The following is a 26135-nucleotide window of genomic DNA, read 5'->3' on the forward strand; positions in this document are numbered from 1 at the left end:
CAACCTTGCCTCTTGGCTTTCAAATCAAAAACAACGAAATTATCGCATCATTACCCATTACTCTTGTTTGCCTGAGTTTATTAATTTCAGTCGTTTTATTCGCGGTAGGYAGGGTGTGTAAGCGTTGTGAGGCGTTGAGCTAACCTGTACTAATGACTCGTGAGGCTTAACCATACAACCCAAATGGGTTTTGATGGCAACATCATGTGTGGTAACTAGATTTATTGCTTACTGTTTAAGTAAGACTTAGTGAAGAAAATAAAGCGCTTAATAAAGTATCGTCATAAAATGCTCCTGCATTGATGACATCAAGTACATCCATGTACTCGAAACTCAAAGAACAGCTTTCCGAATTTAGTTAATTGCGACAGCGATTAACACCCGAATTTGCTTGGTGACAATAGCATTGTGGTCCCACCTGATCCCATCCCGAACTCAGTAGTGAAACGCAATAGCGCCGATGATAGTGTGGGGTCTCCCCATGTGAAAGTAGGTCATTGCCAAGCGCCTAATACTGATAAAGCCCTAACACAATGTGTTAGGGCTTTTTCTTTGCCTAAAAAAAGTTCAACCGCAGGTTTAGACACATCAACAGTTGATAGTGTGAGCGATATGCCCATGTAAAAATAGGTCATTGCCAGCGCCAAATTTCTCTTAATCGAGAATGACGAAGCCCGCTACGATATAGCGGGCTTTTTTGTGTTTGTAATTTGAGGAAGCTATCTGATCTAGCAGCTTGTTGAAACAGATAGAATAGACGATATGCCCATGTGCCTTTATGAAAATTAATAACTAGGTCTTGTCCAAGCTGCTAATTTCTCTTTTAAGAGAGCAGATAGCCCGTTATTGATATAGCGAGAATTTTTGTGTCTTGAATTTAGCTACAACCTGAGCTGTTGACGTTTTTAAAAGATTGTTAGGTAATAAATTCATATCTAATTAACTAGTATTAATCTAATCCTTTCAATGTTTTAAGAATTCGGTCGCTTTATTTATAATAATTAATGGCTTGCAAATTATATTGGCCTCAGTTTCATTTAAAAGCACAGTAAGCTTCAAATTTATTTCGTTTTCTTTCAAGAATTTTGTGTTGTAAGTTTTTTGTTGGGCTTGTTATTTTTGTGACGGTTTCTGTGTCGTCAATGTGGTATGGTTTTTAACGGTAAACTGATCTAGTAGGCATATACGGTATTTGATTATTCTTTTTATCAATTTTGATTATATAATCTGACACTTGTTAACTGCCAGCTTGGTGGAGATAAGATTTATAATGCAAAAACTGACTCAAACGATAATACAACGTTGGCAATACAACATTGATTTAACAGCTGAGGCGTTAAAATCAAATGTATATATCTATTCTATGGGGGATAGCAATCTCCTTGAATTGTCAGTAAGTAGTGAAAGCTTGAGTAAGCCATCAGGTGAAATTCTACATGATAAAATATATCGTTTAGTCAGTAAGTTACCTTTACCACAAATTGATTCAGATAAAATTAGCTTACAATTTCAAGATCAAAATTATTTCTTATATTTAAAAGTCATCTCAGATGATGATAACACTCCAATAGCTATTTTAGCGCTACTGACTAATTCACTAGTTAACAATTCTTTATCAGCTCTTTTATCTTTAACAGTAGAAAACTTATCGCTAAGTTATAATCAGCTGTTAAGTCAAACTTCAGCTTTGCCTGAATTAACGATCCCTGCCGCAATGAATCTTCAAAATTTCATCAATTCTTTCGAAGAACACATTTGGATAAAAAATCTTCATGGCCAATATGTTGTATGTAATGAGAGTGTCGGCCTTGCTTGGAACAAAACTCATTCAGAAATTATTGGTAAGTACGATGAAGAATTATTTGATGCTACGACTGCAGAGTTATTTAAAAGTGGTGATTATCAAGCTATTAATGCAAATGAACCCATTGTCGTTGGTGAGTGTGAACGAATTGATCAGCAACAGAAAAGACATTGGTTAGAAACAACAAAAGCGCCGTTATTAGATACCAATAATGAATTAGTTGGCGTGATAGGAATTACCCGTAATATTGGTCGGCATAAAGAAGCGCAAACTCAACTTATGTTAGCGGAAAGTGTTTTTGAAAATACTGTTGAAGGAGTGTTGGTTACTGATAGAGATGGCGAGATCAAAGAAGTAAATGCGGCATTCAGCAAAATAACTGGGTTCAGTCGTGAAGAAGCTGTTGGTCAAAACCCGCGTATTTTAAACTCTGGAAAACATGACGATTTATTTTTTGCGCAAATGTGGAATACCTTATTAGTTAAAGGTAAATGGCATGGGGAGATCTGGAATAAACGTAAAACAGGAGAAGTGTTTCCTCAATCAGTCACAATTAATGCTGTATACGGTCAACAGGATCAAATAAATTTCTTTGTCGCAGTATTTGCGGATATTTCCGCCCAGAAGAGAAATGAAGAAAAGTTAGCTAATCTTTCGTATTACGACACACTAACCAAGTTACCCAATCGAGTCTTATTTCGCTCTAAGCTACAAGAACAAGTCGATCGGGCTTTTAAACAACAAACTCAACTCGCTGTAGTATTTTTCGATATCGATTTCTTCAAACATATCAATGATAGCTTAGGTCATGAAGTGGGTGATTTGCTGCTTATTGAAGTGGGGCAAAGGTTATCTGAGCTAAGTAATGAGCACTGTGTTGTTGGTCGATTAAGCAGTGATGAGTTCGTTATTTTACTCTCAGATATTACGCAAAATGAAATGGCAATCAGCCATATCAACAAGTTAAAAAGTCTAATCGAACAGCCTTTCAAATTGGCAGATAACCCATTGATTAGAGTGACATTGAGCATGGGGGTTTCAATATTCCCTAATGACTCTTTAAACAGTGAACATTTATTACAAAACACTGATACAGCACTGCATATTGCTAAACAAAATGGCCGTAACAACATTACGTTCTATGATTCAACAATGACGATGAATTCAGTAGAGCACGTTAAAATTCAAAGTGCACTGCACGAGGCTATACAAGAACAGCAATTTCACTTAGTTTATCAGCCTAAACTCTCCTTAGTGACGGGTAAATTAGTTGGACTTGAATCACTAATACGTTGGGAACATCCTCAATATGGATTAATTTCTCCTGCTGAGTTTATTCCAATCGCAGAGAAAACTGGCCTTATTCATGAAATTGGTTTGCAAGTATTAACAATGGCATGTAAGCAAGGTAGAGAGTGGCTTGATGCTGGTTATCGTTTTGGACATTTAGCTGTGAATGTTGCGAGCATACAATTTCAGCGTACTAGCTTCATTGACAATGTTGAGCGCATTCTGCTTGAAACTAACTTTCCTGCAGAATTGCTCGAATTAGAGATGACAGAAAGTTGCATGATGTACGAACCTGAACGAGTAATATTGGATTTAAAAAGGTTAGGGAACCTGGGTATTCAATTATCAGTTGACGATTTTGGTACAGGCTATTCTTCACTGAGTTATCTGAAGAAATTACCCATCAATGTGCTTAAAATTGATCAGTCATTTGTGTGTGATATTCCGTTTGACAGTAACAATACAGCTATAGCGAAAGCCATTATTGTTTTGGGTCATGCATTAAAGTTAACTGTTATTGCGGAAGGTGTTGAAACCAAGGAACAGGCTGCTTTTTTATTAGAAAACGGCTGCGATCAAGCGCAAGGATATTATTTTAGTAAACCACAAGTGGCGACTCTATTAACCGAACAATTACCTTCAATTTAATATGCAGCGTATTGTCATAATTTGAATAGGTAACTTCTTAGTCATAGGTTCATATAAACCTCATTAAAAAAGCGATAATGAAAATTATCGCTTTTTTAATGAGGTTTATATGAACCTATGACTAAGAWGTTACCTATTCAAATTATGACAATACGCTGCATATTAAATTGAAGGTAATTGTTCGGTTAATAGAGACGCCACTTATGGTTTACTAAAATAATATCCTTGCGCTTGATCGCAGCCGTTTTCTAATAAAAAAGCAGCCTGTTCCTTGGTTTCAACACCTTCCGCAATAACAGTTAACTTTAATGCATGACCCAAAACAATAATGGCTTTCGCTATAGCTGTATTGTTACTGTCAAACGGAATATCACACACAAATGACTGTATCGTGGCTCCTTTTGGTGACGAGAAGGTCATCATTCAACAGGTTGTTCAGTCAGCTAGAGCAAATGAAGATGCATACGCTGCTCAACTAGCGTATCGCTTTGCACCGAGTTCTGCACTCAAAGGAGTAAGCGCATACTTAAATTATGCTAGCTACGAAGTCGATGGTGATGCAAGCAAAGACATCGACGAAACTGACATATCTGTACGTTACGATATGAACGAATATGTGGAAGGTTTGAGCCTGCGTGCTCGTCACGCCATTGTTAATTATGCGACTGGCGATGACCTCACGGACACACGTTTTTACGTCTACTACAAGTTCGAAATCTAAACCCCAATTTCATCATCATATATCCCCATAGCAAAGGGCCGTCTCCCTGCGGCCCTTTTTTTAATCTAATAATAGGAGTTTCTTATGAAGAAGAAACTAAGCACTATTGCGCTTTCAATTGCGGTGTCACTTTCTATCAGCGGTTGTAATAGTAGTGATAACGATACGACAAGTTTACCCATACTTGGAGAGGCGCAACCAGCTGAATTGCTAGATTGCAGCGAACTCGTTGAACAGTTTTCTTTTACAGATACAGTCATAACTTCCGCCGAGCTTGTCGAAGCCGGAGAAATTGATTATGACGGTCGCGGTGAAATGTTTAAGTCGCCTGCTCACTGTATCTTGACAGGAAAAATGGAAGAACGTTTAGGTAAAGGCCTTCAAGGAATTGAGACACAAGAATATGCAATTAATTTTGAAGTACGTTTGCCAGCCGACTGGAATGGTCGCTTTTTGTATCAAGCTAATGGTGGCCTAGACGGTCGTGTGAACAAAGCTGTTGGCCGCTTTATGAATACAGTTTCTTACGACGCAAGTGCCTTAAATAAAGGATTTGCAGTTATCAGTTCTGATGCTGGTCATGAAGGTTATGGTGAACAATATTTTGGCTTAGACCATCAAGCGCGCATTAACTATGGCTATGGTGCAGTAGAAAAGCTGACCCCAATGGCTAAGTCATTAATTTTAAATGCCTACGGCAAAGAGCCCGATCGCTCATACTTCGCAGGTTGCTCAAATGGAGGGCGCCACTCTATGGTAGCAGCAACCCGCTTTCCAGAAATGTATGATGGTTTTTTAGTCGGTGATCCTGGAAATGACCTACCACAAGCTGCGGTGGCGCAACTATATGGAGTTCAGCAATTTGAGACTTTAATTCCAACGAATACACCTTTAACAACTGCAGATGAAATCACTGCTGCAATTGAAGAAACCGTATCAGCAGAAGAATATGATTTATTAGCTGCCAGCATTACGCAACAATGCGATGCCTTAGACGGTTTGGAAGATGGCATCATCAGTGACTTAGTCGGCTGCCAACTTGCTTTTGATATGGAACGCGATGTAGCTCTTTGCTCAGATAAACGCGATGGCAGTTGCTTAACGTCTGTGCAAAAAATGGCTTTAAGCAATATTATGGCAGGACCTCAAACCTCAGCAGGAACGGCACTTTACACCAACTTTCCATACGACTCAGGTATTGGTGGAAGTGGATGGGCAAGCTGGGAAATGTCAGCCGCTTTTAGTAGAGATTCAGGAACCGTTGCAACTGTATTTTCTACGCCACCAACTGAGTTTGATGATTACAACACACGCGGGGATGCAGGCTTGATAGAAGCTTACAATTACGCTGTAGGACTTGATATGGATGAGGCTGAAAAGTTAATTAATGCAACAACCAGTGACTTCCCTGAATCTTCAATGTCTTTTATGGCTCTAGGTGGCGAAACTCACTACACCGTCCTGCGTGAACGTGGCGCAAAAATGATTTTGCTTCATGGCTCTGCCGATCCCGTATTTTCAGTTCAAAATTCCATTGATTGGTATAAAGCGGTTGATGATGCCAATGGTGGCAAGGCTGATGAATTCGCTAAATTGTATTTGATCCCTGGTATGAATCATTGTGGGAGTGGCCCTTCTACAGACCAAGTAAATACAATTCTTGATGATATTGTTGCTTGGGTTGAAACTGGAACTGCGCCAGAATCTATAATAGCTAATGCCCGTGAAGCCAATAGTGAATTACCTGAAAATTGGGCTAAAGATCGCTCACGCCCTCTTTGTCCTTTTCCACAAGTTTCTACCTACGATGGCAGCGGTGATATCGACAGTGCCGAAAGCTTCAGCTGTAAATAACCCTAAAGCTAGTTTTTAAACCATCATCAATATTTAACTTTTAAACGTTTATAAAGCTCTGTTTATCCAATAGAGCTTTCTAAAGCAATCTCATTCACTTAACCAAAATAATGTATTAAGACGCTGAGATAAATTTTGCTAATGGCTACTGTTCTTAAAATACTTATTATTAAAAATTAATCATCACTATCAAACACTATTAAGAGTTACCAAACGTTAATATAAACTCACAGTTAGCTCATTATCCCCTTCTTAATTGAGTATCAATGAACGTTAATTAAGATATTCATCGCTTGTTATCCGTGCTTATACGATTAAGCCTCCTTGCACTCTAGGATCAGATGCCATTGAACTGATATACTGCCCGCTTGATTTTTGGGAGGACCAATGGACGTATCATCATTATTAGATGGCTTAAACGAAATGCAACGCGAAGCAGTAGGTGCGCCTCTGTCGAGCATGCTGGTTTTGGCTGGCGCAGGCAGTGGTAAAACTCGGGTATTAACCCATCGTATTGCTTGGCTAATGCAGGTTGAACAACAAAGTCCATACTCCATTCTAGCGGTAACCTTTACCAATAAAGCGGCGGCAGAAATGCGCGAACGTGTGGAAAAGGTTGTTGGCACAAACATGGGCCGTATGTGGATTGGTACCTTCCATGGCTTAGCTCACCGCTTATTACGTACCCATTATCAAGATGCGAATTTACCGCAAAGTTTTCAGATCATTGATTCAGACGATCAATTGCGTTTACTGAAACGTATTCTTAAAAGCCTCAATTTAGATGAAAAGCAATATCCGCCGCGTCAGTGCCAAGGTTACATTAACGGCAAAAAAGACCAAGGATTACGCCCTAAGCATATTGATGCGGGCAACTTTCCTATTGAGCAAAACTTATTAAACATCTACAAAATTTACCAAGAATCGTGTGATCGTGCAGGTCTTGTTGATTTTGCGGAAATATTATTGCGTGCACACGAGTTGTGGCTCAATAAGCCCCATGTGTTAGCCCACTACCAAGAGCGCTTTAAGCACATTTTGGTGGACGAATTCCAAGATACCAACGCCATTCAATATGCGTGGATCCGAGTGTTAGCGGGTAAGTCAGCCAATGTGATGATTGTGGGTGATGACGATCAGTCGATTTATGGCTGGCGCGGCGCTCAAGTTGAAAACTTACATCGTTTTTTAACTGATTTCCCAGGCTCAAATACCGTCAGACTTGAGCAAAACTATCGCTCTACGGCGAATATTTTGAATGCCTCAAATGAATTGATTGCCAATAACCCTGAACGTTTAGGCAAAAAGCTGTGGACTGAAGATAAGGCGGGTGAGCCTATTTCTGTGTACTGCGCCTTTAACGAAATGGATGAAGCGCGTTTTATTGTCGGTAAGATGGCTGAGTGGCATGCCAAAGGCGGCAACTTAGCGGATTGCGCCATTTTATATCGCTCCAACGCCCAGTCTCGTGTACTGGAAGAAGCGCTTTTACATAAAGGCTTAGCATATCGAATTTATGGCGGCTTACGCTTCTTCGAGCGCCAAGAAATTAAAGATGCCATGGGATATATGCGTCTTATCAATAACAAAGATGACGATGCGGCCTTTGAGCGTGTAGTTAACACGCCAACCCGTGGCATTGGTAACCGTACATTAGAGATCATTCGCTCCACAGCGCGTCAGCAAGAAATGACTATGTGGCAAGCCAGTGTCAGATTGATAGAAGAAAAAGTATTAACGGGTCGTGCGGCGAATGCTGTAAATGGCTTTATGGATTTAGTGATTGGTATGCGAACCGACACCGATGACATGAGCTTATATAGTATGACCGATACCGTGATCCAGCGTTCTGGTTTGCGCGCCATGTACGAGGCAGAAAAGGGCGAAAAAGCCCAATCTCGCGTAGAGAACTTAAACGAATTAGTCACCGCTGCACGCAGTTTTGAGATGCCAGAAGAGCTGGAAGATATGGGCGAGCTAAATGCGTTTTTGTCCCATGCAGCTCTTGAGGCGGGTGAAGGCCAAGCGGATAAATTTACCGATGCGGTGCAGTTAATGACATTGCACTCAGCCAAAGGGCTTGAGTTCCCAGTGGTATTTATGGCGGGCGTTGAAGAAGGGATCTTCCCAAGTAAAATGGCATTGGATGAAGGCGATCGCTTAGATGAAGAGCGCCGCTTATGTTATGTGGGCATGACCCGAGCAATGCAAAAGCTGTATATCAGTTACGCTGAGTCACGCCGCATTTATGGCCGTGAAGATTACGCCAGTCCTTCACGCTTTATTGGTGAAATCCCATCGGAATACGTCGAAGAAATACGCATGAAAGCCTCGGTGTCAGCTCCAGCAATGAGCAGCCGCTTTAATGTACCGCGTCAATCAATTGCTAATGACAGTGGTTTTAAAGTAGGCCAAAAAGTGAAGCACTTTAAATTTGGTCAAGGCATAGTGACTGACTTTGAAGGCACTGCAGATAAAGCCCGAGTTCAGGTTAACTTTACTGATTTCGGCAGTAAGTGGTTACTGGTGTCACTGGCAAAATTAGAAGCCTGTTAATGGTGTTTGTTATCGCCGCAGCTAACAAAAGTTTGAAATCGATTAAATGATCGTCAATAGCGATTTTTAGAGATAAACAAGTGTTTTAAAATTGCGATAGCGTGTTAAATTATTCATTTGGCCAACACACATAAATAACGCCAATTAACGCGGCGAATAAGAAGTAATAGAGCTTCAAAGAGTGGGAGTGAGTTAGCCATGGCAGTATCCTCATGGACGCTAAAACAAAAGATTTCGGTCTATCAACGCCTCACGCGATTAGACAGACCCATTGGAACTTTGCTGTTAATGTGGCCTTGCCTAATGGCATTGGTACTAGCAGCGGGTGGCATGCCTGATGTAAAGGTACTGGTTATCTTTGTATTTGGTGTGTTTATCATGCGTGCTTGTGGCTGTGTGATTAACGACTTTGCCGACCGAAAGCTCGATGCCCATGTTGAGCGAACTAAAAACCGTCCATTAGCTTCAGGTGAAGTGAGCAGTAAAGAAGCCCTGATGCTGTTCGTGGTGATGGCTTTAATCGCTTTTAGCTTGGTGCTATTTTTGAATCCGCTGGTGGTCAAGCTCTCTGTAGTGGGGATCATTCTCACCATCATGTACCCGTTTATGAAACGGGTCACCAATATGCCACAGATGTTTTTAGGCATTGTTTGGAGCTGGTCAATCCCCATGGCCTATGCGGCTCAGCTTGGTTATGTGCCCATTGAAGCGTGGTGGCTATTTGCAGCCAACTGGTGCTGGACAGTGGCATACGACACTATGTACGCCATGGTTGATAGAGACGATGATTTAAAGGTCGGTATTAAATCGACAGCAATTTTATTCGGTCGCTACGATAGACAATGGATTGGTTTGTTTCAATTAGCGGCTTTGGGCTGCTTTATCATGGCAGGCTGGTCGGCGGATCGAGGCTTGTTATTCGGTCTTGGTATCGCGACTTTTATTGGGTTTAGCAGTTATCAGCAATATCTGATTTATGGCCGCGAACGTGCACCTTGTTTCAAAGCATTTTTAAATAATAACTGGGCAGGATTTGCCTTGTTCGCGGCACTCGCTGCTGATTATTTACTGCTCTACTAATTTAGTGTGAAAACGGTACAATAGCCTGAATAATAGCTGGGTCAATCAGAGCTCAGCTTTAATCAATAGCGCTAAAACAACATCAACAAGGATAGCTGATGCACACTTTTTTATTGCTGGTTGTGGCGGTAATGGGGTTATGTTTATCAACCTTACCAACACCAGCAAAGGCAAATGATGCCTTTTCCATTCCTAATACAAGCTCCATTACGCTAGAAGACTCAGACCGAAGCTATAAGGTGTTTATTAAGCTGCCTAATAGCTATCAAGAAAACGATCCCGCTCAGTATTACCCTGTGGTCTATATGACTGATGCCATGTACAACTTTCAAGTGGTTTCAGGAGTGACTCGGCTGCCGATGAATATGCGCAATATGCAGCAAGCGATTTTAGTGGGGGTCGATTGGCAAGAGGGCATGAGCCCAGCTGCAAGTCGTATTCGTGATTACACCCCAAGTTCAGATGAAAGCTGGAAACGTAAAACCGGTGAAGCCGAGCGTCATTTACACTTTATTGCGAATAAGTTGATGCCTCACATCAACAAAACCTACCGCACTATTCCTAGCCAAAATACCTTAGTGGGTCATTCATTAGGCGGGTTATTTGGCGCCTATAGCTTACTGACTCAGCCGGAGTTATTTAGTCATTACCTACTGAGTAGCCCTTCATTATGGTTTAACGATAAACAACTGATGAAGCAATTTCGCAGCAGTGACTTTATGCTTAAAAGTATCAATGCCAAGGTGTTTATTGCTATTGGCGAGTATGAAACGGCTGAGTTGACAGATTTCGGTCATGATATGGTTAATGATGCGAAGGAATTTAAAGCCATTTTAGAGCAAAAAAATAGGTTGTCGGCGACCCAGGGGATTAATATCAAATTACAGGTCATTGCTGAGGCGGATCACAGCATGGCATTTCCAACCGCTGCAATTCAGGGCTTAAGTTGGTTTTTGCCTCAACAAAATAGTTTGGCTTTGCACTAAGCTGCTAGCTCAAGGTTTATCCATGCAAGGAGTGTATTTTGAAACGTTCGCTTAAGTTTCGTTTAGGTTTTTTAGCGCTAGCCATTATCAGTTATGTCATCGGTTTTCAGGTGATGCCTGAGCAGCTTAATAGCACTTATGAAATGACGGTTGTGACAGGCATTTCCGTGCTTTATTTTCTGGTTTTACCGATACTTTATTGGATTGCAATTATCAATATAGGTAAGCAAAAACCATGGAAAATATTGATGATACTCAGCTTAAGTGCCTTGATGGCCCGTTTGAGCTTTCCTTCTGAAATCGCAAGTTATTTTGAGTTTATGATGTGGATAAAATACCCCGTATTAGTGGTCATTATCTTACTGGAAATGTATTTACTCATCAGTGTGGTTAAAGGCTTGTGGCAAGCACGAAAGCTAAAAGGCGACCCACGAATAAAAGCGCTGAATATTAGTGACGATGAGAAAAGCCAAATGGTGGGCATGATCATGGCGGGGGAAGCGGCCAATTGGTTTTACAGTATTCCTAAGTTTAGTGCTAATCACCCCAAAGCAATAACCAATATTAAACTATTGAGTGCCAAAGCTTGGTTCATGTGGCTAATGATTGGCTTATGCTTTATTGGATCGACTATCGCGTATTTATTGTTAGTGGACTGGAGTGAAATTGCGGCAATTCTGGTGTCGGCTATTGTCGGTTATGGTTTTCTCACCTTTATCGCGAACTACAGAATATCTCGGCATTATTCATTGTATGTTCATGATGACAAACTGGTGATTAACAATAGTATTTGGGGCTTGTTGATGGTGAATATCGCTGACATTAAAGCGGTGACCATCACTGAAACAACCAAAACCAAGGATGAAGATATTTTGTTTGTTGGCCGTGGTGATGTCGCCAATGTGACGGTCGATTTTAACCAAACTCAGCGTTATTTTGGCGCCATGGGGCAATTACCAGAGCCAATTGAGCAGCTATTGTTAGTGGTGGATGAACCGCAAAAGCTACAACAATCCATTGAGTTTGCTCAATCCAACACGGCAGACTCTATGTCGTAAAGGTGATAAAAGCTCGCCGATAAGACAGCTTATTATTTACCTTACTCATTATCCTATTCATTACCTTACTCATTATCCTAGTCACTATGCCACTCATAGAGTGGCATTTTTTTGTTTCAGGCATGAGTTAGTCCAAAGGGGTATATCAATCAGGCGGGTTTCAATAGACATCAATATGATGATTCACCACAATTACCGAAATTTTAAAACGGTTAAAAGCTATTTAAATCAACAGCTTTGTAATCAAATTGTTTCATGAATACTGGTAAATGTTATAGCTATGAATAACAAGCAAGCTCTGTTTGGCCTCATCGTACTTATTGTGACTCTCGCTGCAGGGAGCACTTTACTTAGTTCTGATGGGTTGTTTCTTCGGTTACTACTAGGGTTAAGTTTAGGTTTTGCCCTTGCGAAAGGCTCTATTGGTTTTGCTGGAAGTATTAATCGTGCCTATCGACGTGGCTCAACGCAACTTTTACAAACCTTGATGTTTATGTTTGTTATTACGGCCTTTATCAATGCAGGCCTGTTGATGAATACTGGATACAGTCAGTTTGATCTATGGATTAATCCAATCAACTTGGGTTTGTTGCTAGGCGGGGTGTTGTTTGGTGCTGGGATGAGTTTATCAAGTTGCTGCGCCACAGGCATGATGGTTGAATTTGTCAGTGATATTCCACGGGCCGCGACCACGTTAGTTTTTTTTGGTGCAGGGGTATTTTTTGGCTTTCCATTACAAAGCGGCCAGGAGTGGATAACTGATACTTGGATTTCTTCCCAAAGCTTTGACGGTAAAGGAGTATTTTTACCTGACTTATTCGCTAATACGCCATTGAATGGCTACTTTATGGCGATGGTCATGACCTTTTTATTGGCACTCATTGTCGTGGTGCTTGCTAAAAAATATGAGAGCCACCGTCGCCAGAGTGGATCGTATTTAGGTGTCGATGGCGAACTTGCCCGCCAACAGTTAGCTCAGCAAGAAGACAAACCCTTTAAGTTGTGGAGTGTGGAAACATATAGAGCATGGTTCGCCAGCTTATGGCAAATGCGCACCACAGCGTTAGTGATTGCAATTATATTTGGCATCATGATGGCTAGTACGGGTGCAGGCTGGGGCGCTTCAACGCCATTTGGTATTTGGTTTGCCAAAGGACTGATGTTTTTGGGTGTCGAACTAGAAACGATTACTGCGATGACTGATCGCCCGGAAGGCATGTTTACTACGGCATTTTTTGACCATGAAATATCAGTACAAAACATGGCGATATTTTTAGGTGCGTTAATTGCGGTATTGTTTATGGGTAAGTTCCGATTTTCATTCCGCTTAAATCATTCTTATAAACAGTTTACTTTATTTGCCTTGGGCGGGCTGTTGATGGGCTTTGGCACTCGCTTTGCCAATGGTTGTAATGTGGGTGCTTTATTTACTCCAATCGCTAATTTTTCACTTTCGGGTTGGGTGTATTTGGTGGTGCTGATATTAGGCGGGATTATTGGTAATCGTTTTCAGCGCTGGGCGGTTTCTTAAAAATTATTAATAGAATGGCTTAACAATTGGTTAATCAATCTCTTAGTCAATGTTTTAATCTAAGCTGATAGGTGCAGTAATTCAGTGTTCACTTAGTGATTAGTGATTATTCGTCATAAAAAAAGCGCTCATAAGAGCGCTTTTTAGTCTTAATTATTAATCTCAAATGAGATTAGCTTTTCACTAATTTTTCCAAATCAGCTGGGCGGTAATAAACTGATTTTAATACCTTACCTTGGCGAACGACTTTACCTGCCATTTCCACATCTTTAGCGCATTTGGCTATAATGAATTCACCTTTAGTGCTGCCAACAATTTCAACGCCTTGTTTAGCGTAATGAGCAATGGTTTCAGTGAGTTCTTGTTCATTGCGGCACACTTTACTCATGTTGCTTGAGTGAACTTCATCCCAGCATTCAATGAAGTTAATTTCGCGGTTTTTAGCAACACACAGTAATAAATCAACTAGGTAACTGATTTCCAAACGGTCGCTCATTGTAGCTGCACCAAGGTGCACTAAACGGCCCATAAGCACGTAAACAGAATCAACGATGGCATCAGCTTGTTCAACGCGGCAATCTGCCTCAGCAAGTTCTGTGAGCTCTTCAATAATCAATGAAGTGTGTAAGGTATCTGCTTTGTCATCTAGGCTTGCAGCATTCTCGATAGGTAAATCAAAGGTGCTACGGAATTGTTTGATATCACGGTATAGGTGGTCAAATGTCGCTTGGTCTAAAACAGATAACTTCATGGTTCAATAAGCCTAGAAAATAGAAATAGGCGATTATGGTAATGAATTGAAATAGCTTCTACAAGAACAACGGCGACCCATAGGTTAAATTGGCCGCCGTCTTTAGGAATAAAAAGAACCGCCCAAGAAAATCAGGGATAGGGCGGAGGTTGAATACTAACCTTTTGTGATGATGAAACTGTTAAATCAGGCTGTTGTTACTTGTTAGCATATTTGGCAATCAAGCCATCTAAATAAGGCTGAATACCGTCGTCTGTCCAATCAATGTAGCCTCGCACAAAACCAACTAAGTTGCCTTGGCCATCTAAGATGAAACTGGCAGGTAATAAGTCTGCTGGCATGATGTAATCAATGTTCTTTTCGGGATCGATCCAGGTGGCATAATCTTCAAAACCATGCTCTTTGAAAAACGGCTTTATATTGTTTGGGTCTTCGTCGATGGAAATAGGCACTAAGGCAAAATCCTTATCTTGATTTCGATCTTTAATAGCCTGCATTGCGGGGATTTCTTTAATGCATGGTGCACACCAAGTTGCCCATAGGTTAACCATGACTAACTTGCCTTGATATTGCTTTAGGTTGACTGGGTTTTGTTGTTGATCTTTAAAATCAATACTCTTAATTTTTCGAGCATTACGAAGTTCAACAAAACGCGACATAACCATAGGTTTTGTCACGGGCTCACCTGTTTCATAAACTTTGACATCATTCGGTGAAGCCACAGCATTCAAGTGAAGACTGCCTGTGAGTAGTAGCATGGTCAGCGGGAGTAATTTATTCATAATGGTTCTCGTAGGATGTGGTTTCAGTCGTGGCTTGTTGTTTTCTAATCCAAGCAATGCCACCGACGGCAGCCAACAGGATTAAGCCAAATGGAATGACCCATAATGCTAATGTGCCTGAATGAAGACTTGGTGTGTAGCGGATCCGTTCGCCAAAACGCGCGACCATAAAATCAATGATTTGTTGTTTAGATTGACCTTGATCGAGCTTTTTAAAGATATGCCCTTTAAGTTCGTTAGCTATTTGGGTTTCAGAATCAAATAAGTTGCGATTATCAGATGCTGGGCAGCGCAGCTCTTGGGCTATTTCAAACCCTAACTGGCGTTTCTCATCAGCAGAATAGTGTCGGTGAGATAGTGCTTCTGAAGCCGAGACATTTTGTACGCTGAATACCAATAACACGGTTAATATGGCCACCGATATAGGGCTGAACATGCTGTTAATCATTCGATAGAAAAGATTCATGAAGTTGCCTCCTCTAATCGAGCTGTTTTTTGAGCATGAGTGCGACATGGTGAGTGTTTTAGTGCATTGCTGTCACGGCAGGCTATGACAACCCATAAGCCTGCTAGCATCATTAACAATGCGCCAATCCATAACCAATTCACCATAGGCTTATAGCTAATACGGATAAGGTATTCTGTGTCGTTAAGCTGATTACCCATCGAGACATATAAATCCTTGCCCATGGTTGAGTAGACACCTGCCGCTGACATTTGCATACCATTGGTTTTGAATGTTTGACGCTGTGGATAGGCATAGCCAACTGTTTTGTCATCCTCATTCATGATTCGAATGTTGGCTTGTAATGCGTCATAACTGTGTGTGGAAACTTGCTGGGTATTCTCAAACACGAAGGTATAGCCAGCAAGCTCACGTCCTTGATTTGGCCCCATGCTTAATACTTCTTCTTGTTCAAGATTTGATACCACAGTGCCTGCAAAAATAGCCACAGCGACACCAAAGTGGGCCATGCACATGGCATAAAAACGACGAGTTTTAATCAATGAGCAGGCATGTAATTGATGTTGGATAATGGCGATTATGAGTGTTAGCACTAACCAAGTTACCGACATTAATCCAATGAAAAACCATGCATTGGCTTGTTCAAATGAGCTGTTGATGATGGCCGCTAATATGATTGAGATCCCAAATAAAAATGCAGGTATTTTTAGATTTTCTTGTTTATCTTGCTGCCACCTAAGTAGAGGACCTAGGCCCATCAATAAGCTGAGTAATACTAATATAGGAACAAATATACTGTTGAAATACGGTGCGCCGACAGAGATAGTGACCCCAGTAATTACACGATAAATGATCGGGTAGTAACTTCCGAGTAATACAGATAAAGCTGCAACAACTAGTAATAAATTCCCCATCAAAACTAAGCTATTTCGTGATAACAGCGCAAACTGGTCGACGGATTTAATGTGATGAATACGGGTGGCAAACAGTGCCAGTGCGCTTCCTGAAAAAGTGATAAGCATAAGTAAGATAGACATGCCTCGGGTAGGATCAGCGGCAAAAGCATGCACAGATTGCACAACACCTGAGCGAACGATAAAAGTCCCTAACAAGCTTAGCGAGAAAGCTAAAATAGCTAAAAATAGAGTGAGCTTTTTACATTGGCCGAATCGTTCAGTAACCACGACGGAATGAACTAAAGCGGTAGACACAAGCCATGGAATAAATGATGCATTTTCTACAGGATCCCAAAACCACCAACCACCCCAACCGAGCTCGTTATAGGCCCACCACGATCCAAAGGCATTACCACCGGTTAGAAATACCCAAGCCATAATGGCCCAAGGGCGTAAATAGCGTGCATGTTGCTGGGTAAATTGTTTGCCGAGTAACGCCGATACCGAAGCCGCAAAACACACTGTTAAGCCTACATAGCCTAGGAACAGTAATGGTGGATGAATTATCAAGCCAATATTTTGCAAGATAGGGTTGAGATCGCGTCCTTCAATAGGGAAGTTTGGCAGTATGCGCACAAATGGATTTGAGGTGAAAATGATGAATAAACTGAACCCAAAAATCACTAACGCTAGAATTGACACCGTGCGGATAAAGAAGGCGTGATTATCATTTTTATGTCTATTAGAAATAAAGACTGTCCATAGCGCGATAGCTGTCACCCAAAATAACATTGAGCCTTCATGACTACCCCATATAGCAGCAATTTTATAAAAGGTAGCTAATTGGGTATTGGAATGGTCAGCAACATAAGCAACAGAAAAATCATTGCTAATAAAGCTCAACCCTAAACAAATAATTGCACCTATAAACGCACTTACCATCATATTACTAATAGGGCGATAATAGCTTACTAAATATTGGTTGTTTTTAGCTAAACCTATCATGGGGATAATAGCTAATAATAATGACAATCCCGTTGCTATTATTAAAAGTAAATGTCCAATTTCTGGGATCATATTATTACCTATATATTCGATTGATATTTATTAATTGAATCTGACATATCTAATTTATGATGCTATTGATATTTACTCAGTGTTAATTAATGGTGGCTAAATAATAAAGCGTTTATTTTATTGTTTAAATATAAGCTAACCTGGAGGTTAACTACCTTGTGTAAGTTTTTCTGTGAGGTTGATCTTATAAATTTAGCTATTTTAAATAATGAGATATTTTTATTATGTAAAAGCAGGATTTATTATTTTTTACAGATAAAAAAATAACCTTTTTATATAAAAAATAAAATAAAAGTGAATTTAAGTCACTGTTTAATTTGGTTAATATTGGTTTTATCTTTTGTTAGCTCTGAGGCGTTTTGTGGTGTGATCTAGCTCAATATCTCTCTGGTTTTATTCTCTAAACTTACTCTTGCTCAAATTAATTATATCGTTCGCTGAACTGCCAGGTTCGTCGACAGAAATATAAAATAATGATGATTAGGAGTGGGACAATGAAACAGGCTAAATACAAGATAGCTGCACTCAGTGTGCTAGTTTGTCTTGGCATTGTTGGCAATGCGAATGCAGCTGGTAAATACGATAGCATACCAGCAATGGGTAAGTCGGCTCAGAAAGTAATATCTAATTCAAATGGTGATGAAGAATCTAAAGGTGTTAAAACACTGCAAGATTATATCGTTCAAGAAAAAGAACTTTTTGATTATTTATTCCAGAACCATCCTTTATTTAAATATCACGAAGAAGGTAACTTAGTGGGTGATTACCACATCAGTGACCGTGGTGAAGAATATTTAGATACTGGTAATAGCCAAAAATACAGTAAACGTGTTGGTCGCCCAAGTGCAGTTCAATATCGTTTAGGTGCCAAATCAATTCTTGATTACCCAAACAAGTTTGTCGGACCTGAAAAATGTGGTGAATGTCATGCGGTGCAATACGAAGCATGGAGCCGTTCTCGCCACGCCAAAACAATTCGTTTTCCTGGCGAACACGAAGAAGTTGATAATGATTTAAACAAAACCATGTACAACACCAAAGATACCTCAATCCTAGCTGATGGTATTACCCCTGATGCAATCTATGCCACGGTTGGTACTCCGCGTACCAAGTATGGCTTCATTGATGCGTGGATGGTACGTGGTACTTACCATATCCGTGACGGTTTACTAGAAGACGGTACCGGTAAAATGGTTGCTGGCGGTAACCAGTTCTCACGTGGTTGGGCTGAATGGTTAACCCCTGAAATGGCAGCAAAAATTAATGCTGTTATCCCTGATTTCCCAGCTACAAACGAAGGTAAAGCATTTGGTTTAAGTGGTTCTCACCAAGTGGGTATGAGCTCATATGGTGCTAAATACGAAAAAGAAATGCTGTTCCAACCTGCGAGTTCCTACTGTGAAGTTTGTCATAGCTTTAAGTTCGACTTCCAAAGCAAAGATGAATACTTAGCTGCCCTAGGTGACCCAGAAAAACTACGTGAGCATACCATTTCTAAAGGTATTGCTTGTGAAGAATGTCACGGTGCTGGCGGTCACTTAGACGGTGGTAATGGTGGCGGAATGCCATCTAACTGTGAACGTTGTCACCAACGCTTTAATTATGTTGATGAGTTAGCTGAAGCTGAAGAAGGTGAAGGCAAACTAGAGTACGCATTTAACGTGAAAATGAAGTCTGCATGTCCTTCTTGTGGTACTGAGGGTTCGCAAATGTTTGCTTCTAAGCATTACGAAAAAGGCATGCGTTGTGCGACTTGTCATGATCCGCATGAAGTCACAAGTAACGATTGGAAGTCTGGTTATACCAAACCGAAAATGAAGAAAGAGTGTACTGATTGTCACGCAGCGCAAGCTGAAATAGCAAACAACACTAAGACTCATAGTGACCAAAGCTGTACAAGTTGTCACATGCCTAACATGGGCAGCTGTGAAAACTTCACCGCAATGCAGTTCCCTGACCAAGCTGGTTTCGATGCCGTTCGTAAGTCACATATGTGGAAAATCGAAATTGACCCAACTCAGAAGACACTGAACCCACCTGAAGGTGAGCCGCGTGAAGCGACCACTAAAGGTTGGACTGTTGCTAAGAACGCTGATGGTAATAACTACTTAGATTTAATGTGGTCTTGTGCACGTACTGCTATCTCTGACGACAACGTCGTTAACGGTAAAGGTTGTCACAGTCAGTTCCAATCAGAACTTGACCCAAGCCTACATTACGAAGATCAACAAGAGATCTACGGTGAAGTCATGAAGTTCCAGACGCCGATCAAAGATGCCTACGCTCAAGTCGTCGGTGCGCTTGAAGCTATCGATCAGTTATTAGAAGTGACTAAGTTATCTGTTGAAGATAAAGCACAGGTTCTTCTATTGGCTGATAAAGCTCAAGATGCAGTGACACTGCTTGAAAAAGATGGTTCTTGGGGTGTCCATGGTGCACGTTATACCCAAAAACGTATTGATGCAGCTTTGGTTTATGTGACTCAAGCTCAAGCCATCATTAATGGTAAAAAAATGTAAAACCTTAATGGCTACTAACACCTGTTAGTGGCCATTTTTTAATAGCTCGGCATCAGCCGATGCCGAGATATTTAGAGAGAAGCACATGAAAAAACTACTTAGCAAAATGTTGATTTCAGTATCGCTGTTCGTCGCTGTGCAAGCGCAAGTTTTTGCCGGAGCGGGTGGAGATCTTATTCCTATTCCTATTAATGACATTCAGCTAAATCCGATTTCAATGCGCGAAGCTGAGTTTTTAGTAGGCAATGAAGATGTTTATTTTTTTGATGTAAACACGTTGGAGTTATGGGCTGAAGGATTTATCCCAGGAGCTGTGTATTTCAACGTTAAAAACTGGAAAGAGTTACTTCCAAAAAATAAGGATGCGGTGATGGTGTTCTACTGTGCAAATACCTTGTGCAGCTCAAGTGCGATGGCTGCACGAGAAACTGTAAAGCTAGGTTACACAGGTGTTAGACATATGGCCGATGGAATTTATGGCTGGAGATTGTCAGGAAGAGTAACAGAATTACCTTAACCATTTTATTACCGATTTAACCCCTGGTGATGTGCATCAACAGGTTAGCCTTTTTAAAAGAGAGAGTGCCAAATGAAATTATTAAAGAAAAGTACCTTAGCCATTGCAACGTGTATGACATTGGTTTTATCAGCAGGCAGTTTTGCTGCTCAAAATGTAGAAAGCGATGTTGAAAAACAGTCTTACAGCATGGGCGCTTCTATTGGTAATTACCTATCAAGCCAAATTTATAACCAAACAGAACTTGGCGCTCAAATTAATGTTCAATTGGTGATTGACGGTGTGATTGACGCGCTTAAAAACCAGCAAAAAATGTCAGATGAAGAAGTACTGACTTACTTGAATGAGCGCAGTGAATTACTGAACTTATTAAACGAACAAAAAGTAAAGCAAATCGCCCTTGAAAGTAAAAAAGCCAGTGAAGCATTCTTAGCTCAGAACAAAAATAAAGCTGGCGTGACCATTACCGAAACCGGTCTGCAGTACGAAGTGATCAAAATGGGTGAAGGGGTTAAACCACAACCTGAAGATGTGGTGACGGTGAAGTACAAAGGCACCTTAGTTGACGGTACTGTTTTTGATGAAACAACAGACCCTGTTCGTTTTGCATTATTAACAGCTATTCCTGGTTGGGAAGAGGGTCTTCGTCTTATGCCTGCTGGGTCAACTTTCCGTTTTGCTATCCCTTCTGAGCTGGCTTATGGCGAAGAAGGCGCAGGTCAAATTCCTGGTGATACCGCATTGATTTTTGAAGTTGAATTAGTCAAGTCAGAAAAGCCAAGTGAGAACGCAAAAGGTATGGGCCTTAGTGGTATGGGCATGGATGGCATGATGGGCGCTCACTAGGCGTTTAAACAGAGGGTGGTCGCTGATAATTCAGATATTACCCATTAATTAATTTAAGAAAGAAGAGACACTTATGAATATTCTGGCCTTAGGTATAGCAGTATGTCTGAGTATATTTATCGGACTCTTCTGGATTCATCACAGTGTATATAACCGTAATTTGAGCAGCGCTGTGATGAAACAATCCAATAGAGTGACCGAAGGCAGCCAAGTTGAGCATGATGAGCTCAACACCGCTGGTTCTTACCAATATCCATTATGGATGTCGGTTGCTGTATTGATCTTTTCGTTATCTATATATGCCAGTGGAGGACATTTCCAAGGTTGGGATGAAGGTCAGGCAGATGATTCAGTCGATTACTTGATTGCAGCCCAAATTACTAAAGGTCGCGATCAAGTTCAGCAGCAACCACAAAATGAAATGGCACTAGTGGCGCTTGCGCAATCTTATGCAGAGGGCGGTTTGTATGGCGACTCTGTTGATACGTTAGCCCAGGTCATCGAGTTAGGTGGTGCTGATGCCAGGATATTAGGCATGCAAGCTACATCAATGTACTACCGTGATGGTCGCAGGTTTACCCCTGAGGCGCAGAAGGTGATTGATACCGCGCTGAATTTACAACGTGATGAGCTTAATACCCGGATGCTATTAGCAACAGATGCTTATTTGAATGGTCAGTTTACGACTGCCATTGAGCATTGGCGCATTGTACTGACCAACCAAACTCAACCTTTTAATAGACAATCTATTAATAACGCAATTATGAAAGCCGAATTTAAATTGGATGAATTGAATCGTTAATTTCGTCATTTGAATTTGCAGCGAACCAATAAAAACCAGTCAGCCACGGCTGAACTAGGGAGGATGTTGTGAGTGAAAATATAGAAAGACGGAGGTTTCTAAAAGGCATTGGAGCTGCTTCTTTAATTTTGGGCCCTATGGGTTGTACCTCAGTTGAAGATGACAGTAAAAATGCTAACAAGCCTCATTACGTCATGGTGTTTGATCAAAATAAATGTGTCGGTTGTGGTGATTGTAAAGCGGCATGTAATGTCGCTAACAACTTACCTGACGGCAAGTCGAAACTGTTGATGGAACATCAGTCTGGCGGCGTAGAAGGACAAGCATGTCCTCATTGTGGAAAAGAGAAATGTAATTGCGAACGTAAGTTTGTACGTGTCTCTTGTCAGCAATGTAAAAACGCCCCATGTGTCAGTGTATGTCCTACGGGAGCTGCACATAAAGATCCTGAAACTGGGATCGTTACTATGGACGCGAGTAAGTGTGCAGGTTGTAAATATTGTATTGGCGCCTGCCCATACAATGCACGTTTCATCAATGAAGAAACTGATGTAGCCGATAACTGCGATTTCTGTTTGAACAGCAAGTTATCAAAAGGTGAGTTACCTGCTTGTGTACAACAGTGTAAATATGATGCTTTGGTCTTTGGTGATGCTAATGATCCGAACTCATACGTTAATAAATTATTAGCGGTAAAAGACTCTGTTCGCATGAAGCCACAGTTTGGTACTGAGCCAAGCCTTCGTTACATTCCAGTTGTTAAGTTGGGGGTATAAGATGGACGGTTCAATGGAATTTACCATGGGCTTATCTGAAGGTGTTGCTTGGCCTTGGCCAATTGCGGTTTACCTTTTTTTAGCTGGTATTTCGGGTGGTTCTTTAGTGGTGGCGCTAGCTATTCGCTTCTTTAAAGGGCAAACCGGTAATACACCTCTGTACAAGGCAGCGAGTTTAATCTCATTCGTGACGATTGCATTAGGTATGTTATGTCTGGTTTTAGATTTAACTAACCCATTGTTCTTCTGGCGTATCTTGGTGTTTTACAACTTCACTTCAGTGATGTCTGTTGGGGTTATTGCACTGTGTGTGTATATCCCGCTGACCGCTGTGCTGTGTTTGTATGCCTTTGAAGATGAAATCAAGTCAATCCCTGCACTGAGCATTTTATTGCCAATAATTAACATGCTTAAGCCAATTCGCAAGCCTTGCGAAGTGACGGTGTTAATTCTTGCTGCTGCAGTGTGTGCTTATACCGGTTTCTTGATTTCTGCGCTAATCCGTTTCCCGTTAATCAATACGGCAGTATTACCTGCACTATTTATTGCATCGGGTGTATCAGCGGGTGCTGCAGCGTCAAAAATGTTGTCTGTTTTCTTGTTTAAAGAAGACATTCATAGCAGTGAACTTAAAATCCTTCATGGGGCTGAATGGCCAATCATGATCGCGGAGATTTTGTTTATTTGTATGATTGCGATGTCTCTTGCGACAGGGAATGCAGGTGCACAATCTGCGTTTGCAGCGTTTACATCTGGCGTGTGGGCTAACTTGTTCTGGATTGGTGTTGTGGGTATTGGGTTCTTAGGACCTATCTTACTCAACTTTGCTACGGGTAAAACATTTAGTCATTCGGCTAAAGCCTTTTACCTTTCAGGCGTGTGTGCCATTAGCGGCATGATGTGTTTACGTCTGTTTATCCTATATGCAGGACAAACATACGCAATTTAAGTTTGCCAGAATCACCCTTAAGCCACATGACTTCCCTTAGTTATTTTTAAGGGTGATTCTTTTTAAAGTTAACGTTTATCCAGTGTGTGAGTTGGAAATTTATATGAAGAAAATACTAGCGCTATTGCTATTACTGCCATTGTTATTTGCTTGTACCCCAGAAAAAGTCGTGGCAGAGCTTGATAGTCACGCCCATGGAATTCATGACCATGATCGCTGCAATATGTGCGGGATGATGATCACCAAATACCCAGGACCTAAGGGTCAATTACAGCTTAATAACGTCGAGGCTAATCCCTCTTTTTGCTCGACTCGCGATATGTTCAGCTTTTTACTGCAACCTGAAAATGCCCGTCAGGTGAACCAAGTGTGGGTACACGATATGGCAGCCACTTCTTGGGAAGATCCTCAAGACGAATTTTTCATTGATGGCAAAACAGCGACTTATGTTTATGGCACAAGCAAAAAAGCGGTAATGGGGCCTGCTGTAGCTTCGTTTAGCACTCCTGAAGCTGCTGAAAAGTTTGCTGAAGAATATGGTGGCGCAGTGCTTGAATTTGACGAGATTACTATTGAATTATTAGGTGAAGGAATGGGACATCATTAATTGATGATTCGATGACTTCGTTTTATTCAGCATTGTTAATGACGGATAAATCGAACACGTTCAACCGGTTTGTTTACGCTTTTTGATTATGCCTATTATTGTAAATATGGTTATAAATCTCATGATCACTTTATGACTAAAAAGGATAAACAATGTGGGCAAAAGTGAGAAATGAGATGAAAAAATATGTTGTTCAATCTTGGCTAATACTGGGCGTTTCTTTAACGTCTTTTGCCTTTGCTGAACCCGTTGTTGAACAGGATATTACGCCACTACAACGTCTCATTAATGATGCCCACCCTCACGATACTATTTTGCTAGAAGATCAAACATACAGTGGCAATGTCGTGATTAAAAAACCACTTACCTTAATAGGGCAACCTGGGACGATTATAGATGCCCAGGGCGTTGGCAGTGCTATTACCATTGCGACTAACCATGTCCATATTGAACAATTGATGATTTTGAATTGGGGAGCTGATCAATATGAGCTGGACTCAGGAGTCTTGCTTAATGATGGCGTGACTGAAGTCACCATATTTAATAACGACCTGATTGGTAACGGCTTTGGGGTTAGAGCTGATAATACTCATCATATTGAAATCTCTCATAACCGCATTCAAGGCAACGCTAACATGTTTGTTTTAGATAGAGGTGATGGCATCTATTTAAAACGCGTTGATCATGCTGTGATGAATGGCAATGTGATTACAGATGTCAGAGACGGTATCTATTTAGAGTCTGGTAAACATAGCTTAGTTAAAAACAATCAATTTTCTGAACAACAATACGGTATTCATTATATGTATACCGAAGGTGATGAAGCTTTCAATAATATTTCAACCAATGTTGATGGTGGTTATGCATTGATGAATTCAAAGCGAATTAATTTACACCATAACCAAGTTGATAATGCGGCGACTTTTGGCGTGTTATTAAACATGACCAATGACTCAGACATACACGCAAATCGAGTCAATAATATCATTAATGCAAACCCTAAAATGCCAACAGGTGACGAAGGTAAAAGCATGTTCATTTATGGCGCTCGTGATAACCGTGTTTATGATAACGAGTTTGCTAATAGCGAAATTGGCATATACATGGCGATGGGCGGAGAAGGGAATCAAATTTTTCGCAATCAGTTTGTTAATAATCAAGCTCAAGTCAAATATGTCGGCGATACCAAGGTTGAATGGAGTCACAACGAACAAGGCAACTACTGGAGTGGTTTTATCGGTTGGGATCGCTCAGGAAACGGTATTAGTGAGCAGCCTTATCAACCTAGTGATCATTTAGATCGTTTGTACTGGCTTTACCCAGAAGCACATTTTTTATTAAAAAGTCCGGTGGCTTCATTGCTTCGTTGGACACAGCAACAGTTTCAAATTATGCCTGAGGTAGGAGTAGTGGATAGTTTCCCTATGATGCAACCTGCGGAAAATCCAAACATTGGTTATGCGGCCGAGTTGGTGGATAACCCTGCGGATATTGCTACAAATAAACGAGCCGTGCGATCAACTTTTTCCTCAACTAAGCCCTTAACTCTTTCAAAACCCCTGTCTCAGCAAAGAGTTTTTGCTCCATCTTCTGAGAAGTCGTTAAGTAAATAGGTTTAT

The 26135-nt window shown here is 40.9% G+C and carries 20 protein-coding genes, 1 rRNA gene and 1 pseudogene; 17 read left to right on the forward strand and 5 right to left on the reverse strand.

The genetic code is table 11. The annotated features are described in order from the left end of the window. Positions 1 to 390 precede the first annotated feature (390 nt). Together rrf and FNZ24_RS15005 are read left to right on the forward strand one after the other, a co-directional pair. A 5S ribosomal RNA gene (rrf, locus tag FNZ24_RS15000) occupies positions 391 to 506 on the forward strand. A gap of 764 nt (positions 507 to 1270) precedes the next feature. Then, positions 1271 to 3742 (forward strand): EAL domain-containing protein, encoded by a 2472-nt coding sequence (locus FNZ24_RS15005; protein WP_153915547.1) that lies wholly within the window; start codon positions 1271 to 1273, stop codon positions 3740 to 3742. 201 nt (positions 3743 to 3943) lie between these two features. On the opposite strand, the pseudogene FNZ24_RS15010 reads toward FNZ24_RS15005, so the two are convergent. Then, positions 3944 to 4129 (reverse strand): annotated as a pseudogene (locus tag FNZ24_RS15010) (EAL domain-containing protein); the annotation flags it as partial. A gap of 4 nt (positions 4130 to 4133) precedes the next feature. On the opposite strand from FNZ24_RS15010, the gene FNZ24_RS15015 reads away from it, so the two are divergent. The 7 genes from FNZ24_RS15015 (at position 4134) to FNZ24_RS15045 (ending at position 13528) form a co-directional block, all read left to right on the forward strand. Continuing rightward, a complete protein-coding gene (locus FNZ24_RS15015) occupies positions 4134 to 4463 on the forward strand; it encodes a hypothetical protein (RefSeq protein ID WP_228768508.1) in 330 nt (109 codons plus the stop codon). 84 nt (positions 4464 to 4547) lie between these two features. Beyond that, positions 4548 to 6317, forward strand: coding sequence for a tannase/feruloyl esterase family alpha/beta hydrolase (locus FNZ24_RS15020; protein ID WP_153915548.1), 1770 nt, complete (start codon positions 4548 to 4550; stop codon positions 6315 to 6317). A 387-nt stretch (positions 6318 to 6704) separates the two neighbouring features. Further along, the gene (uvrD, locus tag FNZ24_RS15025) at positions 6705 to 8873 is read left to right on the forward strand and encodes a DNA helicase II (RefSeq protein WP_153915549.1); all 2169 of its coding nucleotides are present in this window, start codon (positions 6705 to 6707) and stop codon (positions 8871 to 8873) included. Positions 8874 to 9071: 198 nt separating this feature from the next. Beyond that, positions 9072 to 9953, forward strand: coding sequence for a 4-hydroxybenzoate octaprenyltransferase (gene ubiA / locus FNZ24_RS15030; RefSeq protein WP_153915550.1), 882 nt, complete (start codon positions 9072 to 9074; stop codon positions 9951 to 9953). A gap of 98 nt (positions 9954 to 10051) precedes the next feature. Continuing rightward, a complete protein-coding gene (locus tag FNZ24_RS15035) occupies positions 10052 to 10939 on the forward strand; it encodes an alpha/beta hydrolase (RefSeq protein ID WP_153915551.1) in 888 nt (295 codons plus the stop codon). 38 nt (positions 10940 to 10977) lie between these two features. After that, positions 10978 to 11997 (forward strand): hypothetical protein, encoded by a 1020-nt coding sequence (locus tag FNZ24_RS15040; RefSeq protein ID WP_153915552.1) that lies wholly within the window; start codon positions 10978 to 10980, stop codon positions 11995 to 11997. A gap of 280 nt (positions 11998 to 12277) precedes the next feature. Continuing rightward, positions 12278 to 13528, forward strand: a complete 1251-nt coding sequence (locus FNZ24_RS15045) for a YeeE/YedE family protein (protein WP_153915553.1) — start codon at positions 12278 to 12280, stop codon at positions 13526 to 13528. A gap of 172 nt (positions 13529 to 13700) precedes the next feature. Here FNZ24_RS15045 and FNZ24_RS15050 read toward each other — a convergent pair whose 3' ends face one another. The 4 genes from FNZ24_RS15050 to FNZ24_RS15065 form a co-directional block, all read right to left on the reverse strand. Continuing rightward, the gene (locus FNZ24_RS15050; RefSeq protein ID WP_153915554.1) at positions 13701 to 14279 is read right to left on the reverse strand and encodes a nucleoside triphosphate pyrophosphohydrolase family protein; all 579 of its coding nucleotides are present in this window, start codon (positions 14277 to 14279) and stop codon (positions 13701 to 13703) included. 197 nt (positions 14280 to 14476) lie between these two features. After that, the gene (locus tag FNZ24_RS15055) at positions 14477 to 15061 is read right to left on the reverse strand and encodes a TlpA family protein disulfide reductase (RefSeq protein ID WP_153915555.1); all 585 of its coding nucleotides are present in this window, start codon (positions 15059 to 15061) and stop codon (positions 14477 to 14479) included. Continuing rightward, positions 15054 to 15527, reverse strand: a complete 474-nt coding sequence (locus FNZ24_RS15060) for a cytochrome c-type biogenesis protein (RefSeq protein WP_228768509.1) — start codon at positions 15525 to 15527, stop codon at positions 15054 to 15056. Before FNZ24_RS15060 ends, FNZ24_RS15055 begins: the two co-directional genes overlap by 8 nt. Continuing rightward, positions 15524 to 17500 carry a heme lyase CcmF/NrfE family subunit gene (locus FNZ24_RS15065; RefSeq protein ID WP_153915556.1) on the reverse strand — a complete coding sequence of 659 codons (1977 nt, stop codon included), beginning with the start codon at positions 17498 to 17500 and terminating at the stop codon, positions 15524 to 15526. The genes FNZ24_RS15060 and FNZ24_RS15065 overlap by 4 nt, the downstream gene beginning before the upstream one ends. Before the next feature lie 494 nt (positions 17501 to 17994). Here FNZ24_RS15065 and FNZ24_RS15070 point away from each other — a divergent pair, with 494 nt between their 5' ends. From FNZ24_RS15070 to nosD, 8 genes are all read left to right on the forward strand, one after another. Further along, entirely contained in the window at positions 17995 to 20019 is a 2025-nt protein-coding gene (locus FNZ24_RS15070) for a multiheme c-type cytochrome (RefSeq protein WP_153915557.1), read from the forward strand. 85 nt (positions 20020 to 20104) lie between these two features. Further along, positions 20105 to 20536, forward strand: coding sequence for a rhodanese-like domain-containing protein (locus FNZ24_RS15075; protein WP_153915558.1), 432 nt, complete (start codon positions 20105 to 20107; stop codon positions 20534 to 20536). Between the two features lie 72 nt (positions 20537 to 20608). After that, a complete protein-coding gene (locus FNZ24_RS15080; protein WP_153915559.1) occupies positions 20609 to 21382 on the forward strand; it encodes an FKBP-type peptidyl-prolyl cis-trans isomerase in 774 nt (257 codons plus the stop codon). A 73-nt stretch (positions 21383 to 21455) separates the two neighbouring features. Then, positions 21456 to 22184 (forward strand): tetratricopeptide repeat protein, encoded by a 729-nt coding sequence (locus FNZ24_RS15085; protein ID WP_228768510.1) that lies wholly within the window; start codon positions 21456 to 21458, stop codon positions 22182 to 22184. Between the two features lie 68 nt (positions 22185 to 22252). Beyond that, entirely contained in the window at positions 22253 to 22960 is a 708-nt protein-coding gene (locus tag FNZ24_RS15090) for a 4Fe-4S dicluster domain-containing protein (protein WP_153915561.1), read from the forward strand. Position 22961: 1 nt separating this feature from the next. Next, positions 22962 to 23909, forward strand: coding sequence for an NrfD/PsrC family molybdoenzyme membrane anchor subunit (gene nrfD, locus FNZ24_RS15095; RefSeq protein ID WP_153915562.1), 948 nt, complete (start codon positions 22962 to 22964; stop codon positions 23907 to 23909). Between the two features lie 103 nt (positions 23910 to 24012). Next, positions 24013 to 24516 carry a nitrous oxide reductase accessory protein NosL gene (locus FNZ24_RS15100; protein ID WP_153915563.1) on the forward strand — a complete coding sequence of 168 codons (504 nt, stop codon included), beginning with the start codon at positions 24013 to 24015 and terminating at the stop codon, positions 24514 to 24516. 152 nt (positions 24517 to 24668) lie between these two features. Beyond that, positions 24669 to 26129 carry a nitrous oxide reductase family maturation protein NosD gene (gene nosD, locus FNZ24_RS15105; protein WP_153915564.1) on the forward strand — a complete coding sequence of 487 codons (1461 nt, stop codon included), beginning with the start codon at positions 24669 to 24671 and terminating at the stop codon, positions 26127 to 26129. Positions 26130 to 26135: the final 6 nt, after the last annotated feature.

The sequence above is a fragment of the Shewanella sp. TC10 genome (genome assembly GCF_009663145.1).
Lineage (GTDB): Bacteria > Pseudomonadota > Gammaproteobacteria > Enterobacterales > Shewanellaceae > Shewanella.

Bases quoted from the DNA above. Each gene is read 5' to 3' on its own strand.
- nrfD (WP_153915562.1), top strand. From the start codon at position 22,962: ATGGACGGTTCAATGGAATTTACCATGGGCTTATCTGAAGGTGTTGCT.
- FNZ24_RS15100 (WP_153915563.1), top strand. From the start codon at position 24,013: ATGAAGAAAATACTAGCGCTATTGCTATTACTGCCATTGTTATTTGCT.
- FNZ24_RS15070 (WP_153915557.1), top strand. From the start codon at position 17,995: ATGAAACAGGCTAAATACAAGATAGCTGCACTCAGTGTGCTAGTTTGT.
- ubiA (WP_153915550.1), top strand. From the start codon at position 9,072: ATGGCAGTATCCTCATGGACGCTAAAACAAAAGATTTCGGTCTATCAA.
- FNZ24_RS15005 (WP_153915547.1), top strand. From the start codon at position 1,271: ATGCAAAAACTGACTCAAACGATAATACAACGTTGGCAATACAACATT.
- uvrD (WP_153915549.1), top strand. From the start codon at position 6,705: ATGGACGTATCATCATTATTAGATGGCTTAAACGAAATGCAACGCGAA.
- nosD (WP_153915564.1), top strand. From the start codon at position 24,669: ATGTGGGCAAAAGTGAGAAATGAGATGAAAAAATATGTTGTTCAATCT.
- FNZ24_RS15035 (WP_153915551.1), top strand. From the start codon at position 10,052: ATGCACACTTTTTTATTGCTGGTTGTGGCGGTAATGGGGTTATGTTTA.
- FNZ24_RS15065 (WP_153915556.1), bottom strand. From the start codon at position 17,500: ATGATCCCAGAAATTGGACATTTACTTTTAATAATAGCAACGGGATTG.
- FNZ24_RS15050 (WP_153915554.1), bottom strand. From the start codon at position 14,279: ATGAAGTTATCTGTTTTAGACCAAGCGACATTTGACCACCTATACCGT.
- FNZ24_RS15080 (WP_153915559.1), top strand. From the start codon at position 20,609: ATGAAATTATTAAAGAAAAGTACCTTAGCCATTGCAACGTGTATGACA.
- FNZ24_RS15060 (WP_228768509.1), bottom strand. From the start codon at position 15,527: ATGAATCTTTTCTATCGAATGATTAACAGCATGTTCAGCCCTATATCG.
- FNZ24_RS15045 (WP_153915553.1), top strand. From the start codon at position 12,278: ATGAATAACAAGCAAGCTCTGTTTGGCCTCATCGTACTTATTGTGACT.
- FNZ24_RS15020 (WP_153915548.1), top strand. From the start codon at position 4,548: ATGAAGAAGAAACTAAGCACTATTGCGCTTTCAATTGCGGTGTCACTT.
- FNZ24_RS15075 (WP_153915558.1), top strand. From the start codon at position 20,105: ATGAAAAAACTACTTAGCAAAATGTTGATTTCAGTATCGCTGTTCGTC.
- FNZ24_RS15085 (WP_228768510.1), top strand. From the start codon at position 21,456: ATGAATATTCTGGCCTTAGGTATAGCAGTATGTCTGAGTATATTTATC.
- FNZ24_RS15055 (WP_153915555.1), bottom strand. From the start codon at position 15,061: ATGAATAAATTACTCCCGCTGACCATGCTACTACTCACAGGCAGTCTT.